At 35.9% G+C, this 16256-nt stretch carries 13 protein-coding genes; all 13 read left to right on the forward strand.

Features of this window, described 5'->3' with window-relative positions:
* Nucleotides 1-12: 12 nt before the first annotated feature.
* Nucleotides 13-693, forward strand: coding sequence for a CoA transferase subunit A (locus tag M1D60_RS08445; RefSeq protein WP_456278717.1), 681 nt, complete (start codon nucleotides 13-15; stop codon nucleotides 691-693).
* A complete protein-coding gene (locus M1D60_RS08450) occupies nucleotides 678-1340 on the forward strand; it encodes a 3-oxoacid CoA-transferase subunit B (protein WP_456278718.1) in 663 nt (220 codons plus the stop codon). The genes M1D60_RS08445 and M1D60_RS08450 overlap by 16 nt, the downstream gene beginning before the upstream one ends.
* A 14-nt stretch (nucleotides 1341-1354) precedes the next feature.
* Nucleotides 1355-2626: a peptidase gene (locus M1D60_RS08455; RefSeq protein ID WP_456278719.1), complete on the forward strand. Its 1272-nt coding sequence runs from the start codon at nucleotides 1355-1357 to the stop codon at nucleotides 2624-2626.
* Between the two features lie 300 nt (nucleotides 2627-2926).
* On the forward strand, nucleotides 2927-3154 hold the full coding sequence (locus M1D60_RS08460) for a hypothetical protein (RefSeq protein WP_456278720.1): 228 nt from the start codon (nucleotides 2927-2929) through the stop codon (nucleotides 3152-3154).
* Nucleotides 3155-3171: 17 nt separating this feature from the next.
* Nucleotides 3172-4299, forward strand: coding sequence for a GerAB/ArcD/ProY family transporter (locus tag M1D60_RS08465; RefSeq protein WP_456278721.1), 1128 nt, complete (start codon nucleotides 3172-3174; stop codon nucleotides 4297-4299).
* Complete coding sequence (locus M1D60_RS08470) at nucleotides 4283-5872, forward strand: spore germination protein (RefSeq protein WP_456278722.1); 1590 nt, start codon at nucleotides 4283-4285, stop codon at nucleotides 5870-5872. The genes M1D60_RS08465 and M1D60_RS08470 overlap by 17 nt, the downstream gene beginning before the upstream one ends.
* Complete coding sequence (locus M1D60_RS08475) at nucleotides 5872-7059, forward strand: Ger(x)C family spore germination protein (RefSeq protein ID WP_456278723.1); 1188 nt, start codon at nucleotides 5872-5874, stop codon at nucleotides 7057-7059. Before M1D60_RS08470 ends, M1D60_RS08475 begins: the two co-directional genes overlap by 1 nt.
* Nucleotides 7060-7154: 95 nt before the next feature.
* Complete coding sequence (ablB, locus tag M1D60_RS08480; RefSeq protein WP_456278724.1) at nucleotides 7155-8012, forward strand: putative beta-lysine N-acetyltransferase; 858 nt, start codon at nucleotides 7155-7157, stop codon at nucleotides 8010-8012.
* A gap of 143 nt (nucleotides 8013-8155) precedes the next feature.
* Nucleotides 8156-9583 (forward strand): lysine 2,3-aminomutase, encoded by a 1428-nt coding sequence (gene kamA, locus M1D60_RS08485; RefSeq protein WP_456278725.1) that lies wholly within the window; start codon nucleotides 8156-8158, stop codon nucleotides 9581-9583.
* A gap of 9 nt (nucleotides 9584-9592) precedes the next feature.
* On the forward strand, nucleotides 9593-9874 hold the full coding sequence (locus tag M1D60_RS08490) for a YokU family protein (RefSeq protein ID WP_456278726.1): 282 nt from the start codon (nucleotides 9593-9595) through the stop codon (nucleotides 9872-9874).
* A gap of 297 nt (nucleotides 9875-10171) precedes the next feature.
* Entirely contained in the window at nucleotides 10172-13768 is a 3597-nt protein-coding gene (locus M1D60_RS08495) for an SIR2 family NAD-dependent protein deacylase (protein ID WP_456278727.1), read from the forward strand.
* 608 nt (nucleotides 13769-14376) lie between these two features.
* Nucleotides 14377-15180, forward strand: a complete 804-nt coding sequence (locus tag M1D60_RS08500; RefSeq protein ID WP_456278728.1) for a hypothetical protein — start codon at nucleotides 14377-14379, stop codon at nucleotides 15178-15180.
* A 17-nt stretch (nucleotides 15181-15197) separates the two neighbouring features.
* Nucleotides 15198-15953 (forward strand): hypothetical protein, encoded by a 756-nt coding sequence (locus tag M1D60_RS08505; RefSeq protein ID WP_456278729.1) that lies wholly within the window; start codon nucleotides 15198-15200, stop codon nucleotides 15951-15953.
* Nucleotides 15954-16256: the final 303 nt, after the last annotated feature.

The following is a 16256-nucleotide window of genomic DNA, read 5'->3' on the forward strand; positions in this document are numbered from 1 at the left end:
GGAGAAGAGGCTATGACGAACAAACAAAAATCAATTGATGATTTATTAGATGGTATAAAGGATGGTTGCACCATTATGTTTGGCGGGTTTGGAGGAATCGGGACACCACCGACCATTGTGAAAAAAATCCTAGAAAAAAATGTGAAGCATTTAACCCTGATTGGAAATGATACGGGTTTTCCAACGATTGGAATAGGTCCGTTAATTGTAAACAATCAAGTAAAGAAAATTATCACATCTCATATAGGTTCAAATCCGATTGCCGGTAAGCTCATGAATGAGGGGAAATTAGAAGTTGAATTTTGTCCACAAGGTACGTTAGTCGAAAGAATTCGTGCAGGAGGAGTCGGGTTAGGCGGAATCCTAGTTGACGTAGGGTTGGGAACGATTGCCGAACGTAATAAAGAAAAGCTAGTAGTAAATGGGAAGACGTATATCATAGAGCCAGCTTTAACGGCTGATGTTTCCATCGTCTTTGCTAAAAAGGGAGATGTATGTGGAAATCTTGTTTATGACAAAAGTGCTAGAAACACTAATCCACTTGTGGCCATGGCTGGAGAAATAACCTATGCAGAAGTTGAAGAGCTCGTCCCTATTGGTACTCTATCCCCTGAAGAAATCGTCACCCCTGGCTGTTTTATTAATGGTGTCATTCAAAGTGAAGGGGTGAACTGGAAATGGGCATGGGAGTAGATCTGCGAAATAAAATTGCGTTTCGTGCAGCTCAGGAAGTAAAAGAAAATATGGTCGTAAACTTAGGAATTGGTATTCCTTCCTTAGTCCCTAATCATCTCTCATCTACCTTACATGTAATGTTCCACGCCGAAAACGGCATATTGGGGATGGGACCTAGCCCTGAAATAGGTAGTGAAGATGAGAATTTATGTAATGCAGGAGGATATCCAGTAACGGTCGTCCCTGGTGCATCATATTTTGATAGTTCGATAGCGTTTGCCATCATTAGACGAGGGTTAATAGACCTAACAATCCTTGGTGCACTTCAGGTAAGCGAACAAGGAGATTTGGCGAATTGGATTGTCCCGGGAAAGAGAGTTCCAGGCATGGGGGGAGCCATTGACCTTGCCCAAAAAGCAAAGAAAGTCATTGTGGTAATGAACCATCTCAATAAAGATGGTAGTTCAAAGGTCGTGAAAAACTGTACACTACCACTTACCTCTACTAGATGCGTAGACATGGTTATTACTGATCTTGCTGTCATAGAAGTAAAGGAAGATGGAATGTGGTTAAGAGAGATTATGCGTCCCTATACATTAGAGAATGTATTAGAACACACTGAGGCGACTTTATTAATAGATCCAGACTTAAAATTTATCGATTAAAGGAGAGAAACTGATTGGATGTACAGGGGAGAATTCATGAATGGCTAGAAACAAACAAAGACAGGGGGGTGAGACTGTTAAAAAGACTTGTCCAAGAGCGAAGTATAACGGGTGAAGAAAGCAAGGCACAAGCCATCATTGTTGAAAAGCTCAGAAAGCTAGGCTTAGAGATTGATATATGGGAGCCTGATTTTACATCTTTACAGAACCACCCATACTTCGTCTCACCTAGAACCAACTTTTCGGGAAGCGCTAATGTAGTCGGAGTGAAAAGAGGAGAAGGTGGAGGGAAGTCTATTCTCTTAAATGGTCATATTGATGTGGTGCCTGAAGGAGATCTCAAACAATGGACATATGAACCATATAGTGGTGAGGTCATCAATGGGAAAATGTTCGGAAGAGGTACTACCGATATGAAGGGTGGTACTGTTTCGATGCTTTTAGCCATTGAGGCTCTTCAAGAATTGAACCTACCAATAAAGGGGGATATCATTTTTCAAAGTGTAATAGAAGAGGAAAGTGGAGGAGCAGGTTCCCTGGCTGCTATTTTACGAGGATATCAAGCAGACCTAGCACTGATTCCAGAACCGACGAGTATGAAAATATTCCCGAAACAGCAAGGCTCGATGTGGTTTTGCATAACGATTACGGGTAAAGCTGCACACGGAGGCACTCGCTATGAAGGAGTAAGTGCCATAGAAAAGAGCTTATTAGTCGTTGAAAAGATACTAGAGCTTGAGAAGCAAAGAAACGAACGCATTCAAGATCCACTCTATAAGTCCATCCCGATCCCTGTGCCGATTAATATTGGGAAAATCAATGGAGGCAATTGGCCGTCCTCTGTCCCAGATTGTGTAACGCTAGAGGGGAGAATAGGAGTAGCACCTGAGGAAGAGATGGAGGAAGTAAAGCAAGAATTTGAAACCTTTATTCAGAAGTTAGAAGCATATGATCAGTGGTTCGAAACAAATCCAGTCGAAGTGACTTGGTTTGGAGCTAGCTGGGTACCAGGTACCATCGATTTAGAACACCCTGCCATGATAATCCTTGAGAAAAACTTTGAAAAAATTAAACTACAAAAGCCCGTGATCGAGGCGTCACCATGGGGAACAGACGGTGGATTATTTACGAAGGTTGGCCAAATTCCAACCATTGTCTTTGGACCTGGTACAACAGAAGTGGCTCATTATCCAAACGAATACATCTTAATAGATCAAATGATCGAAGCAGCAGAAATCATCGCAAATATGATGGTGGAGTGGTGCAATACGGAAGACGATAGCTAACGCTGTCGTCTTTTTTCAAAGGCTCTTTTCTAATACTTTGTTGCTTTCGTGACCTTTAGTTTAGCTAAAGAACCTGTTTGAAAAGCAATTTGAATATAGATTAGAAAAGAGCAACTCTCTTTATTTATAGTAAGAGCTTGATACTAAGGTAAAAATCCGGCTTTTGGGATTTTTACGAAAAGCAACAATCTATACGAAAACAGCCTTTTTCAACGGACGTTTATGGTAATACTTACATAAAAATCTAATGATTGGTGAAAATAAGCGTACAAATCTTTGTTGTATTTAATCGGAGGTACAATGGTCACTTTAGCCTTACTCCTATTTTATGGTGGTTCCGTTCTCATTCTTTCTTATATTGATACTTTTTTTTATGATATTTCATTAATAGAATCTGTCTCTTTTATGCTATACCCTGAAGGTGCAACCAGAGAAAGTATCGTTGTATTGGCAATGATGGCAGGGATTATTTATTCCATAATCGTGGATTATCGACATCGTAAAAACAAACAAACGGTCTCAAAATGAATCAAGGGGAAGTAAATGTGAACAATGAATTAATTGAAAAAATATCACTATGGCAATTATTTATCCTTATCTTCATCTTTGAGATGGGTAGTGCGATTATTGTTGGGATTGGAAATGATGCGAAACAGGATGCGTGGATTGCGATCTTCCTTGCTTCCATAATAGGAGTGGGAATTGTCCTTTTCTACCATCAAATTTCATCAAGAGTGGAAGGAAAGAACCTTTTTGAAATCATGGTGTGGGCAATGGGGAAATGGATGGGGAAATTGCTGACATGTTTATACGTTTTTTATTTTTTTTATATTGCAGCTAGAGTTCTAAGAGATTTTGGTGAGCTTCTAACATCTTCAATTCTCCCACAGACTCCGATTGAAGTGACTATGATCATGGTTATGCTGATTATTACCTATGTCCTTTATCTAGGGATTGAAGTGTTAGGAAGAACAGCTGAAATATTTTTACCTTATGTCATCCTCTTTATTTTCGGTATTGGGCTAGGTATTTTAATTTCAGGAGAGTTGCACTTTGAAAACTTATTACCGATTATGCCTGAGGGAGTGGGGCCGATTGCTAAAGCCATTTTTCCGTCCCTACTCACGTTCCCTTTCGGAGAGTTGATTGTCTTTACACTTCTATTTCCATATGTATCAAAGGCTAAGTATGTAGCCAAAGTTAGTGCAGGTTCGGTATTGGCAGCTGGGTTATTGCTTGTCTATTCTTCCATTATTCAAATCACGACCTTGGGTGCTGATATGAAAAATCGAGCTAATTTTCCATTGCTTTCGGCAGCAGGGGAAATCTCCTTACTGCAGTTTATTGAACGGATTGATTTATTGATCGTTTTTATTATGATGTTCGGAGTCATTATTAAAGTCGCTGTCTTTACCTATGGTGGGTTAAAGGGCTTAGAGTTAGTATTTTCACGTCCTTATCGCTCCTTTACTTTTCCATTTTGTATGTTAATTGCCTATCTAGCAGTAGTGGTAAGCGATAACTTTGCAGAGCACTTAGAAGAAGGGTTAACCTTTGTTCCCAACTATTTACACCTACCTTTTCAGTTAGGCATACCTTTTCTTTTATTCCTCATCATTTTATTGAAAACTAAAGTATTAAAGGGGGGACAACAGCATGATCAATCTAACTAAGCTTTTTTCCTCTCAAAAGTCAAACCAACCTACCACTAGTCAAGAGCTCCTGTCAGAAGGGGAAGAGGCGAAAGAGCTATCCTCTTCTCTGACAACCAATTATGAGCTCCTTAAAAGAACGTTTCAAAACACCATTGATTTTAATCAAAGCAATATCAAAGTAGGCGGACAAAATGGGTTTATTTGTTATCTGGATAGTATGATTGACTCGAAACAGCTCGCAGACAAAATAGTCGATCCGTTATGGAACTCGATTGAACAGGAAAAAGAGATAAGTACAAAAGCCTCGTTCAATGAATTTCGTGAAACGTATTTTACTGGAATCCCTTATGAGTTTGTGTCAAAGGAGCACGATGCGATTTGGTATCTTTTATCAGGATACGTAACCTTATTTGTTGAGGGAGTAAACGAGGGACTAGCATTAAAAATATTTGATATCCAATTTCGGGGAATTGCTGAACCCAGTACTCAGACAATCATAAGAGGGCCGAAGGATAGTTTTACTGAATCAATGGAAACCAATGTGAGCTTAATTAGAAGACGAATAAAAAACCCTCTTCTCCGGTTCGAATCAACGATTGTCGGGAAGGACACTCAAACGACAGTGGTAATTGGTTACGTAGATGGGATCACAAATAAAGACCTAGTGGATGAAGTACGAAAACGGATTAATAGAATAGATACAAGCTATATTTTAGATTCAGGTAATATTGATGAATTCATCACCGATAAAAGCTTTACCGTTTTCCCCATGTTATATAATACTGAACGTCCTGATAGTGCATGTGCGAATTTACTAGAGGGAAAAGTGATTGTCATAGTAGATGGTAGTCCTTTTGCATTAATTGCACCAGTTGTATTTACCGACTTTTTTCAATCAAGTGAAGATTATTACCAACCTTTTGTCATGGGTTCATTCATCCGGTTTATACGGTTTGTGTCTTTTATGATTGCTCTGATCTTTCCTTCTATTTATGTCGCACTATCTACCTTCCATCATGAGCTACTACCCACTTCCTTATTAATTAGTGTCCAAGCACAAAGAGAAGGGGTGCCTTTTCCAGCTGTAGTAGAAATACTAATGATGGAATTTACGTTTGAAGTCCTAAGGGAAGCGGGAGTGCGGATGCCAAGAGCAGTAGGACAAACCGTATCAATAGTAGGTGCACTTGTTATTGGACAAGCTGCTGTTGAAGCAGGATTGGTTTCTAATGTACTAGTTATTGTGGTAGCCTTTACCGCCATCGCAAGCTTTGTTTCGCCCATCTACAATTTTTCAATTTCCACTAGATTGTTACGATTTGTCGTCATCATATTTGCAGCGGTTTTTGGATTGTTTGGTGTTCTTGTGTTTCTTGTCCTCATGGTGATTCATTTGAGTAGCTTGCGTTCTTTTGGAGTGGCTTATTTAGCCCCGGTTGCACCATTTATCCTAGAAGACCAATCAGATGTTTTTGTACGTTTTCCTTTCTGGGGTAATAAGGAACGCCCAAGTTATTTGAATAGCAAGGCCCCATTAAGGCAAAAGAACAGTAAGTCACCGAGTCCTCCTTCAAAAGGAGAGGATACCTGATGAAAAAAATACCATCCCTCTTTCTTCTACTTCTCATTATCTGTCTTTTATCCGGATGCTGGGATCGTACTGAACTAAATGATGTCTCGATCGTAACTGGAATCGCAATTGATAAAGGGAAAAATCACAAGTTCAAAATGACTGTAGAGGCAATCAATCCTTCAGAAAACGCGAAGCTTCAAGCCCAAGGATTTGCACCTTCCATTACCTACTCTCAGGAGGGTGATTCACTATCTGAGCTAGCAAATCGGATGAATGTAGGAATGTCAAGAAAGTTGATTTACTCCCACACAAGAGTGGTTGTCATTACAAAGGACATTGCCAAATGGGGCTTAATAGGTTTCTTAGATTATTTAGAACGCAGCGGAGAATTTCGGAATGATTTTAATATAGTCTTATATGAAGGTGAGGAAGCAGCTGAAGCGCTTAAAATTACATATCCTCTTCAGAAGATTTCCTCTTTAAAGTTGGATCGACAAATAGAAACCCTCCATCAAAACTGGGGTGGGGACCCGAACATTAGACTCACTGACTTTATTTCATCAATTACTTCAAAAGGCAAGGATCCTGTTCTTGCCACCATAAAGATTAAAGGATCACCAGAGAAAGGAAAGTCAGTCGAAAATATGCAAAAAGTAGAACCTGATGCCCTCATTGAAGTATCCGGTCTTGGTGTTTTTGATGATGATAAACTTATTAGTACCTTACCTATAACTGATACAAGAAATTATTTATGGGTTAAAGGGTTACCAGCCACGAATATGAGCATTCCCTGTGACGATCAGGACGGATTCTTTGATGTGAAGATTAGAAGGGCCCATTCAACAATCAAAGCAAGCTATGAACAAAATAAACCAAAGTTTAAGGTGCTTATAAAGGCAGAGGGTAAAATAGAGGGTACACAATGTGCGGTGAATCTTGAGAAAATTAAAACCTATCAGGATCTTGAAGAGAAAACGATGGAAAAAGTGAAAAATGACGTAATAGGCACCATTAAGACGATGCAAGAAATGGAATTAGATATCTTTGGATTTGGTGAAGAGTTTGAAAGGCAACACTATAAAGAATTTCAAAAACTGATGGCAGAATGGGGGAAGCATTTTGCCAATGCAGATATTGAAGTGGAAACGAATATACATTTAAGGCGTTCAGGTGTAAGAAACAAAAGCTACCACTCTGAAAATTAGGAAAATAATTGGTAAATTCTTATTCAATCATAGGGCCTATTCATAAAAGTATCCCTCCTCTCGTAGGATGTAAAGACAGAAGAGGAGGGATACGATTGCAAACTCCAGCGTTTTATGAAGAACAAATCATTGATAAAAAGTCCTTTTATGTTTCGGCTGTTTTTGATCATTTTAATCATCGCTTAAGAGTTGTCGATTACCGTGGGAATGTGGAAGATATTGCGAGTGAAATCATTAGTCTATCAAACCTCCATCAATATACAAAGGCAATCATTCACTCAAGACGGGAACATGTGCATGTTTTTGTAGAAAAGGGATTTTTATTAGAAGCTATTTTTGAAGGGTTATACCACGGTAGTCATGCCTATGCGCTAACGAAATACTTTAATCAGGATCGAAAGTATAATGAGCACTGGGTTGAGGAAGATGAGATCTTGCACAAGGTGTTAAAGTCAACACAAAAAGCTAGTTCAGAAAGTTTGCCTTTCCAATATGTGTTAAGAAAAGGGACCCCAGCAGATGCAGATGAATTAGCTAAGCTTTACAGTGAGACTTTTGAAATTTACCCGACACCACTGAATGACCCTAATTATCTGAAAAGCTTAATGGAAAACAATGTTTTATTTTACGTAGTTCAAGCGAATGATTCAATTGTAAGTGCAGCCTCCGCTTATATTGACCGACAATACTTTAATGCGGAAATTTCAGACTGTGCAACCCGTCCTGAGCACCGAAAACATGGGTTAATGAAGCACTTGATCAGTAGTTTGGAACAGGAGCTTTTAAAGGAACGAGTGTTTTGTGTATATTCCATGGCAAGGGCGCTTTCCTATGGAATGAATTCTGCCCTCAAACACTTACAATATAAATACAAGGGAAGAATGACAAATAACTGCTATATTTTTGATAAGCTTGAGGATATGAACGTGTGGGTGAAGGATCTATCCGAGTAGAAATTCCGCGTAGGTTTTGTGCATAAACAATTCTGTGCACAAAATCTATCCATTTACATTTTTGAAAGCGTTAACAATCTGATAACCCTTTTTTTGTCCTTCACATATACTTATGTAAAGTAGGTTAAGGAGGAGGATTTCTCTTGAAACATGACGTTTATAAACCGAAACGCCATTGGAAGGAAATTGAGCTCTGGAAGGATGTATCAGACGAACAATGGAATGATTGGCTCTGGCAGTTAACCCATACTATTCGTACGTTAGACGATTTACGAAAGGTAATTGATTTAACACCTGAAGAGGAAGAAGGTGTTAAAATTGCTACCAAAACGATTCCACTAAATATTACTCCCTATTATGCTTCTCTCATGAATCCGCTTGACCCAAGATGTCCAATCCGTATGCAATCCGTTCCCTTATCAAAAGAAATCATGAAAACAAAATATGATTTAGAGGACCCACTTCATGAGGATGAAGATTCACCTACCCCTGGTTTAACTCATCGATACCCAGACCGAGTACTATTTCTAGTCACCAACCAATGCTCGATGTACTGTCGATACTGTACAAGACGAAGATTTTCAGGACAAATCGGAATGGGCGTCCCGAAAAAACAATTAGACCAAGCAATTACTTATATAAGGAATAACCCAGAAGTACGTGATGTACTAATATCCGGCGGAGACGGCTTATTAATCAATGATCAAATACTAGAATATATTCTAAAAAATTTACGCGAAATTCCTCATGTCGAGATTATCCGGATTGGAACTCGCGCACCAGTCGTGTTTCCACAAAGAATCACCGAAAAGCTATGTGACATCTTAAAAAAATACCATCCTGTCTGGTTAAATACTCATTTTAATACATCGATTGAAATTACAGAAGAAGCAAAAAAGGCCTGTGAAATGCTAGTCAACTCAGGTGTTCCCGTTGGAAATCAGTCAGTCATCCTAGCCGGAATTAATGATAGTGTCCCGATTATGAAAAAGCTCATGCATGATTTAGTGAAGATTAGAGTAAGACCATACTATATTTATCAATGTGACCTTTCTGAAGGAATTGGACATTTCAGAGCACCGGTTTCAAAGGGACTAGAGATTATGGAAGGCCTTAGAGGTCATACATCTGGTTATGCAGTCCCGACCTTTGTGGTCGATAGTCCTGGAGGTGGTGGGAAGATTGCCTTACAGCCTAATTACTTGATTTCACAAAGTGCGGATAAAGTGGTGTTGAGGAATTTTGAGGGAGTAATCACTTCTTATCCGGAGCCACAGAACTATGTGGCAGGTACAGCTGAAGATTATTTCAAGAGTGTCTATCCTGATTATGAAAAGTATAAATCCAATGTTGGGATATCTGCGGTTATGAATGACAGTAAGTTTAATCTTGTACCGGATGATCTTAATCGATTAGATCGTAGACAAAAGTATCAAGAAGATCCAGCCCACTCTTCACTTAAGGATAAACGTGACAAGCGCGATGAACTGAAGGAAAAGAAATTTCAATCCCAGCAGCAAAAATCTACCGAACTTGGTGATCAAGATAAAGCATCTTCGGTTAATGAGTAGGTGATAGTTATGAATTTAAAATGTGAGTGGTGTGGAGGTAAAGCAACTTCTGGAGAAAACAAGGTTTATTGGGAGTTGCCGGATGGTTCAAGGGCGATTGAAATTACGATGACACCAGCTGTTGCTTGCAATGAATGTAAGATGGTGTATCAGAATGAAGACATTATTAAAGAAATTGAGGATCAATTGCTTTTAGTGGATACGAAAAAGATAGATAGTTCGATAGGGTTTAAGGAACTGATGGAATTGGCTAGATTGTTGAAGAGGAATTACTTTGATTTTTCTTCTTAAATATATTAGCGTTGAAAGGTACTCAAGATGGGTGCCTTTTTATCGTGTTTATGGAGGAAATTTACAAAAACATGTCGAAATATGTGTGATATAGAAATTTCCACATAACATCAATTATAGGTTGTGGAATCATTTTTTGTCTCAAAAGTTATATAGAAACAAGTACATAAAAAAGTAGTCTTTTGATATGTTTTATAAATATTTTTTCGATCCTTTTTATCCATTTTATAAAGAAACTAATAAAGTGGAAATTAGTCGTCGGAGGTTTGGAGAGCTTTTATCGAGGGAGATGGATAGATGGGTGCTGAGTTAGTTCATACCTACATAAATGATATTGCAAAAAGGTTACATGATCCTAATAAATATGGATCTACTTCAGTTATGGTGGGAGCAGGGTTTTCTAAAAATGCAATAAGTTTAGCAGAGAATACGGTTTCACCAAACTGGGAAGAGCTCGCAAAAACGATGTATGAATCGCTGTATCCACGTCCTGATAATAAGGATGAAAGAGAAAAATGGGAAAAAGTATTGGTGAAAAAGACATCTGGGAAAAATGTTTTAAAGCTGGCTGAAGAGTATAAGGTAGCTTTTGGTAGAAATAAACTAGATAAATTTATTGAAGACAGCATAGAAGATGATAAATTTATTCCTGGGGATTTACATGTAAAGTTACTAGATTTGAATTGGAACGATGTTTTTACTACTAATTATGATACTTTACTTGAAAGGTCAATAGATAATATTTCTGTCCGAAAAAATTATAAAATATTAACTTCACAAAATGATCTTCCGGGCAGTACCCACCCAAGAATAATAAAACTACATGGGAGTATACCGAATGCAAAGCCGTATATCATTTGTGAGGAAGATTACAGAACCTATCCGGTGAAATATGCTCCATTAGTAAATACTGTACAGCAGTCTATGCTTGAAACTCAACTTTGCTTACTTGGCTTCTCCGGGGATGATCCCAATTTTCTTAATTGGTTAGGGTGGTTACGAGACAATATGGGGGAAAATTGCCCTCAAATATATCTCTGTGGAATTTTCAGTGAGATGAGTGAATTTGAAAGGAAGATGTTGGAAAGTCAGAATATCACTGTTGTAAATTTAGAATCCCTTATAGAAAATAAATCAGCTAACAAACATTATGATGCGATTAATAGATTTTTAGAATTATTGAAAAATTTTGGAAAGAAACGAAATATCTTTAAAGAGATACCATTCAGACATGACTCATTATGGGAAATTGCTAAAGAGGAATATTATAATACGATGCTTAAGTACACTGAGGAAGTAAATTCCGAAGTATCCAAATACTTAGTATTGCCAGTAAACGCAATAGGTGATTTTCATAAACAATTGTATTATCATTTTGAGTATGTACTCAGACAAGAAAATGATCAAAATAAATTTGCTTTAGTTAGTAATATAGCAGTCTTGTTGAGAAAGTGTTATATGCCACTAATGGATCATGATAGCAAACAGATTCAAAAATTATTAAATGATTACCCTTTGGAGAATTTACCTAAAGATTCAGAGACAAACAACTTTAAATCATTGTGGTTTGAATTAGTAATGTATCTGGCAGAAATGTATCGAGTAGAAAGTAATTTTGACCAATATCATGAAGTGATGAAATTGATTGAGTCTAACATTAGTCAAATGGATACACAAAGAAAGTCTGAATACCAAATAGAGAGATGTAAGTATTATATTACAGAATTCAATTATACACAGGCGCTAGAGTATGCGAAAAAGATTGAAGGAGATCTTTCTTTTGAAATGCAGATAAAAAAAGCATGTCTTTTAAGTCAACTCAGAATGGTGGATGATGCTCTAGATATATTGAAAAAGTGTTCTGCGTCAGTGGCACAAAAATCCTATTCGGAAAATAAAACAGCTGCATTGATGAGTTATATAAATCTTTGTGCAAGATCTCTTAACTTGTATGGTAACAGCTTAAGTGCCTTCTCGGATCAAGACTTTTCAGATAATAAATATAATGTGAGGAAAATTCTTATTGAAAATAAAGAGAAGTTGATTAATAGTTTGTTTGCAGCAGAACACAAGAAAAGAGGGGAGTCACAGGCATTCAACCCTAATACATACACAATTACTTACGGTACCACACCAACTGAAGTTACAGATGCTTTCATTGACGCTTTCCGTTATTTGCTTGTTCAAGATAATTTGTGCCTGCCCATATATAGTGATCATAGACAACTCATAGCCAAAGCTTGTACTGATTTAATTTCAACTAGTGAAAACCCTCTTTGGAAATGGTCTTATATCATTAGAACAGATGATGCAAAAATAATTAAGGCGTTTTTTACAAAAGAAAGAATAGTAACAGCAAGTATTGAGTGGACTCGTAAATTATTTGACCAACTAATATTTCTGTTAGATTACCTTCAACAAAAAGGGTACAGTCATCAATTTAAGCGTATAATATCTCAGAAAGCGATTTTTGTTGTTTTACCGAGATTATGTTGTGTACTAGATAATGATAGGATTATAAAATTCCTAGACAATATTTATGAAACTATATCTAAAATCGATGATATAAATAAAAATGATATTATTAACGCCTTACATGGAATATCATTTTATTTTAATTCAAATATATTAAAGGGAAATATTGATAAGGTCCTAAAGCAATCTTCAACAAATGATATTCATTTAGCGGGATTTTTCCAAGATATTAAGATGGATGATATGCAGGACCAAGTTTCACATGATTTAATTTTAAAGATTATTGATGAAGTAGAAAGTGAAGATATTAATATTCGTGATAATGGACTAACAAAGCTTGTATTGTTAAATGAAAGCAATCTGCTGTCAGAGTATTACGATAAAGTTTCTTCAGCGATTTGGGGCCAAATCGGTAAATTTGATATTCCAAAGTCTAAGATTTATTCTATTATGTTGTGGGAGGAGTTACCTCACAAATCAGAAGTGCCTTTTAAAGAAATGTATATCTCATATCTAAAGAACCCTAACTTTCCTCGTTGTGTGGAAGGAGGGATCATACACGGTTACGTTAGCGTAGATAGTGCAATTCAATCATATAAAAATAGTTTTTATGCATTGTCATACTTCAGAGACAATAACTATACTACATTTGAGTGGGATAACAATTTAATCATTACTATATTGGAGTTTCTTTTTGAATACTTAGAAAATGAAAAAAGTTTAATCATTGATCATAAGTATGACATATTTGGGCAAGGAAAAGAGGCCCAGAAATATTTCTCGAAATTGAGTGAGTTAGTGGCTTATGTTTGTACTCAGGCTTCCATTTCTGACTGTTACGATAATTCTGTAATGGACCTTGTTAGAAAAATAAAAGGGGTACTTCAGGAAACAGAAACTTCAATATTATGTATAAATATATTAGAGAAACTTGTTAGTGATAATTGGCTAGACATTTATAAAGATATTATGAAGCAAATTATGTCGGGCTCTCTAGACCATACATCACAAGCTTTTACTGCTTTAGATATTGTAGTTGTATATAAGAAATACAAAAATAAGGACATTAAAATAGAGAATGAATTACTAGATCTTATTAAGTCCCTAAAGTATATGGACGTAAAAAATAGTCGGTCAATTTTATTACATATTTCACCAATAATTACTAGAGAAATGTTCTTAACATCTCAGTTTAAAAATGTAATAATTTCATCATTACATGATTGCTTGGACATCTATGAGATTGCAATTACTGACATTAATAAAGACTATTTAGATGCTTTATTTAATTTGTCAAAATTGGCCAATCGGTATTATATCGAGCTACAAAATCATCAAATTCAAATTCCTGAAGAGATGTATCAGTTGATTGATAAACTGAGAAAGTTACCATTTAATGAAATTAGAAACATGTGGTAGGGAAATCAATTTTATTCCAAAATCTATAGTTAGAAGGAATAAGTATCCATGAGGTCCAACCCACTTATTACTAATGGATAAACGTGATGAGCTGAAGGAAAAGAATTTTTTATCCTGTAAATAGAAATTAACCTAACTGGTTGATCAAGATAAAGCACCAGCGGGTAAATGAGTAGATGTAAAGTGTGTGAAGGAAAAACAGAATTTAATCGGAACTGCCTGATGGGTAAAGGGATATTGAAACAATTTGATACCAGCTGTTGTTCGCACTGAATGTGAGAGTCTATCAAACAGAAGAAATAATTAAGGAAATTGAGGATCAGTTGTTCCTATATGGTAGCTTATTAGTTTTGAAGAGCTAATGGAATTACCTAGATTGTTTAAGAGGAATTATTTTGTTATTTCTTATTTAAATGGATTAAGGAATCATCAGGGGTGACTTTTTGCTGTATTTATGGAGGATGTTTGCAAATTATGTCAAATATATCTAACGTACTTTTATTCATAAATTTGATGGATTCCATTAGTTTGTGTCCGTTTTTATTTTGAGGAATTTGCATAGTGGATTTAATATAAGCTTTTAAACTTTGTAAAGGGGACTATTCTAGATGAGCGAAAATAATCAAAAGTTAGAAGTTGTAGGCGATATACTAACACAAGCTTCAACTTCAGGTGTATTAGGAAACACTTTAGCTCTAGCGCTTAGTGGGGCAGAAGACTTAAATTTACTACTTAGCATTGGTATTCCAGCTATAGGCGCAACATCTGCTGTGCTTAGCTCAGTTGGATTGAGGGAAAATAATAAAGTAATAGAACTAGAGATTGAGAAACTAGAGAAGACAATTAGCAAAATTAGAGAGAAACTTGAAAAGCACGGTAAAGAGAATATGGTCAATTTATTTGGTGCAAGGTTGAATACCGATATGTATCAATTTATCAAAAACATCTTAAATGAAGCTATCAATGCAAAAACAGATGCTATTAGAGAGTACTGTGCATCGTTTATTGTCTGGGTTGGTGGATGTGATTACGAAAATGAATTAGATTACAGAAAGTTATATAGATCCTTAAACATAATTAAAGAGTTAGATGATTTAGATTTTGACTTATTAAATATCTATGTATTAGGCCTTCAAGTTTATAAGGATAGCAAGAATATGAAGCTATATGAAAGGTTAATTTATTATAAAGAGCTCTTACTTAGGAATGAATCCATCTTAACTCAAGAAATTAAAATATCAATTAATAAGCTTGCTAATTTGGGATTGTTCCAGAAAAGTAGTGAATTATATTCCTATGAGAATCTCGAAACAAAAACTAAAATGATCGAGCAAATAGAAGTAGTTAATCCAAGAGATATAACAACAGGGGTATTTGATGATTTTAATAAATATGTCTTTACATTCTTTTAAATAAGGGGTGAATACTGATGTTAGAAGTATACAATTACGATCCTAATTTTCTTTTTTCATTTAATAAGTTTAATGTAGGGAGGGTTAAGTTAATCTTTTGCATCCGTGAAAAGGAGAATTACCCACGGCAACATATATTATTTATATTACAAAACGGTTTTGCGAGTACAATTAATGAAATAGAAGTTATTGCAAGTCAAGTTCAGAAAGAAATACTTAATAAGTTATCACTTTGCATAGTTAACGATTTTGAGGTTTACATTGTAAACCCTAATAAAAATGGAACAAAAAAAGTTAAAGATTTAACAAGTATTAAATTTCCAGATGGGCTAGATAGAACAGTAACATTTTCAGGGGATATCAATTTTAAAGATTTAGGTATTACAAAGGATGAACTCGCAGATACACTTAATGAGTATATTGCAGATTCATATTTACCATATCAACTCTTAAATCCAAAATTATTTATAGAAGACTTTAACGATAACTCAACATACTATGTAAAAAATTTGTTATTATACCTATTTTTAAGAGAAGTTAAGAATACTAATTACACGGATAAAGTCTTTAAGTCAAGACTAAGGCAAATAAGTATTGCCTTTGTAAAAAGTTTAGATGATGAAAATACAGAAGTTTCCCAAAGTTTATTTAATAGTAAACTGAGTTCACTAAAAAGTGAAGATGGAGTTAATAGTGATTGTTATGATGAATTAGAGAAGATATTCGATAAATTTACTAAAAACTACGATAAAATTAAAGAAGAATTCGTCTAATAAATAAGAAGAACTTTATTGGATCAAGCCATCTTTTTATAAAGATGGCCTTTTAAAATTGATACAGAATCAAATATCCGGTCACAATGTCCAAACCAGACTGAAACGTGTTTATACAATTAGTTGAGTGAACAGTTTAGCTAACGGGATTAAGTCCCACGGGAGCGACGTTTTTCCCCCGACTACTGTAATAATAAGACCATATGAAAAAGGTCAACCAGAAATATCTGGCTAACCTTATTCGAACTGGGGTTTTTAGATTAACAAGATTGTCATTTATAACAGGGACTTTTGTTGAGTGTT

This window comes from Bacillus sp. AK128 (genome assembly GCF_053903075.1).

Bases quoted from the DNA above. Each gene is read 5' to 3' on its own strand.
- M1D60_RS08445 (WP_456278717.1), top strand. From the start codon at position 13: ATGACGAACAAACAAAAATCAATTGATGATTTATTAGATGGTATAAAG.
- M1D60_RS08450 (WP_456278718.1), top strand. From the start codon at position 678: ATGGGCATGGGAGTAGATCTGCGAAATAAAATTGCGTTTCGTGCAGCT.
- M1D60_RS08460 (WP_456278720.1), top strand. From the start codon at position 2,927: ATGGTCACTTTAGCCTTACTCCTATTTTATGGTGGTTCCGTTCTCATT.
- M1D60_RS08470 (WP_456278722.1), top strand. From the start codon at position 4,283: ATGATCAATCTAACTAAGCTTTTTTCCTCTCAAAAGTCAAACCAACCT.
- M1D60_RS08475 (WP_456278723.1), top strand. From the start codon at position 5,872: ATGAAAAAAATACCATCCCTCTTTCTTCTACTTCTCATTATCTGTCTT.
- M1D60_RS08490 (WP_456278726.1), top strand. From the start codon at position 9,593: ATGAATTTAAAATGTGAGTGGTGTGGAGGTAAAGCAACTTCTGGAGAA.
- M1D60_RS08495 (WP_456278727.1), top strand. From the start codon at position 10,172: ATGGGTGCTGAGTTAGTTCATACCTACATAAATGATATTGCAAAAAGG.
- M1D60_RS08500 (WP_456278728.1), top strand. From the start codon at position 14,377: ATGAGCGAAAATAATCAAAAGTTAGAAGTTGTAGGCGATATACTAACA.
- M1D60_RS08505 (WP_456278729.1), top strand. From the start codon at position 15,198: ATGTTAGAAGTATACAATTACGATCCTAATTTTCTTTTTTCATTTAAT.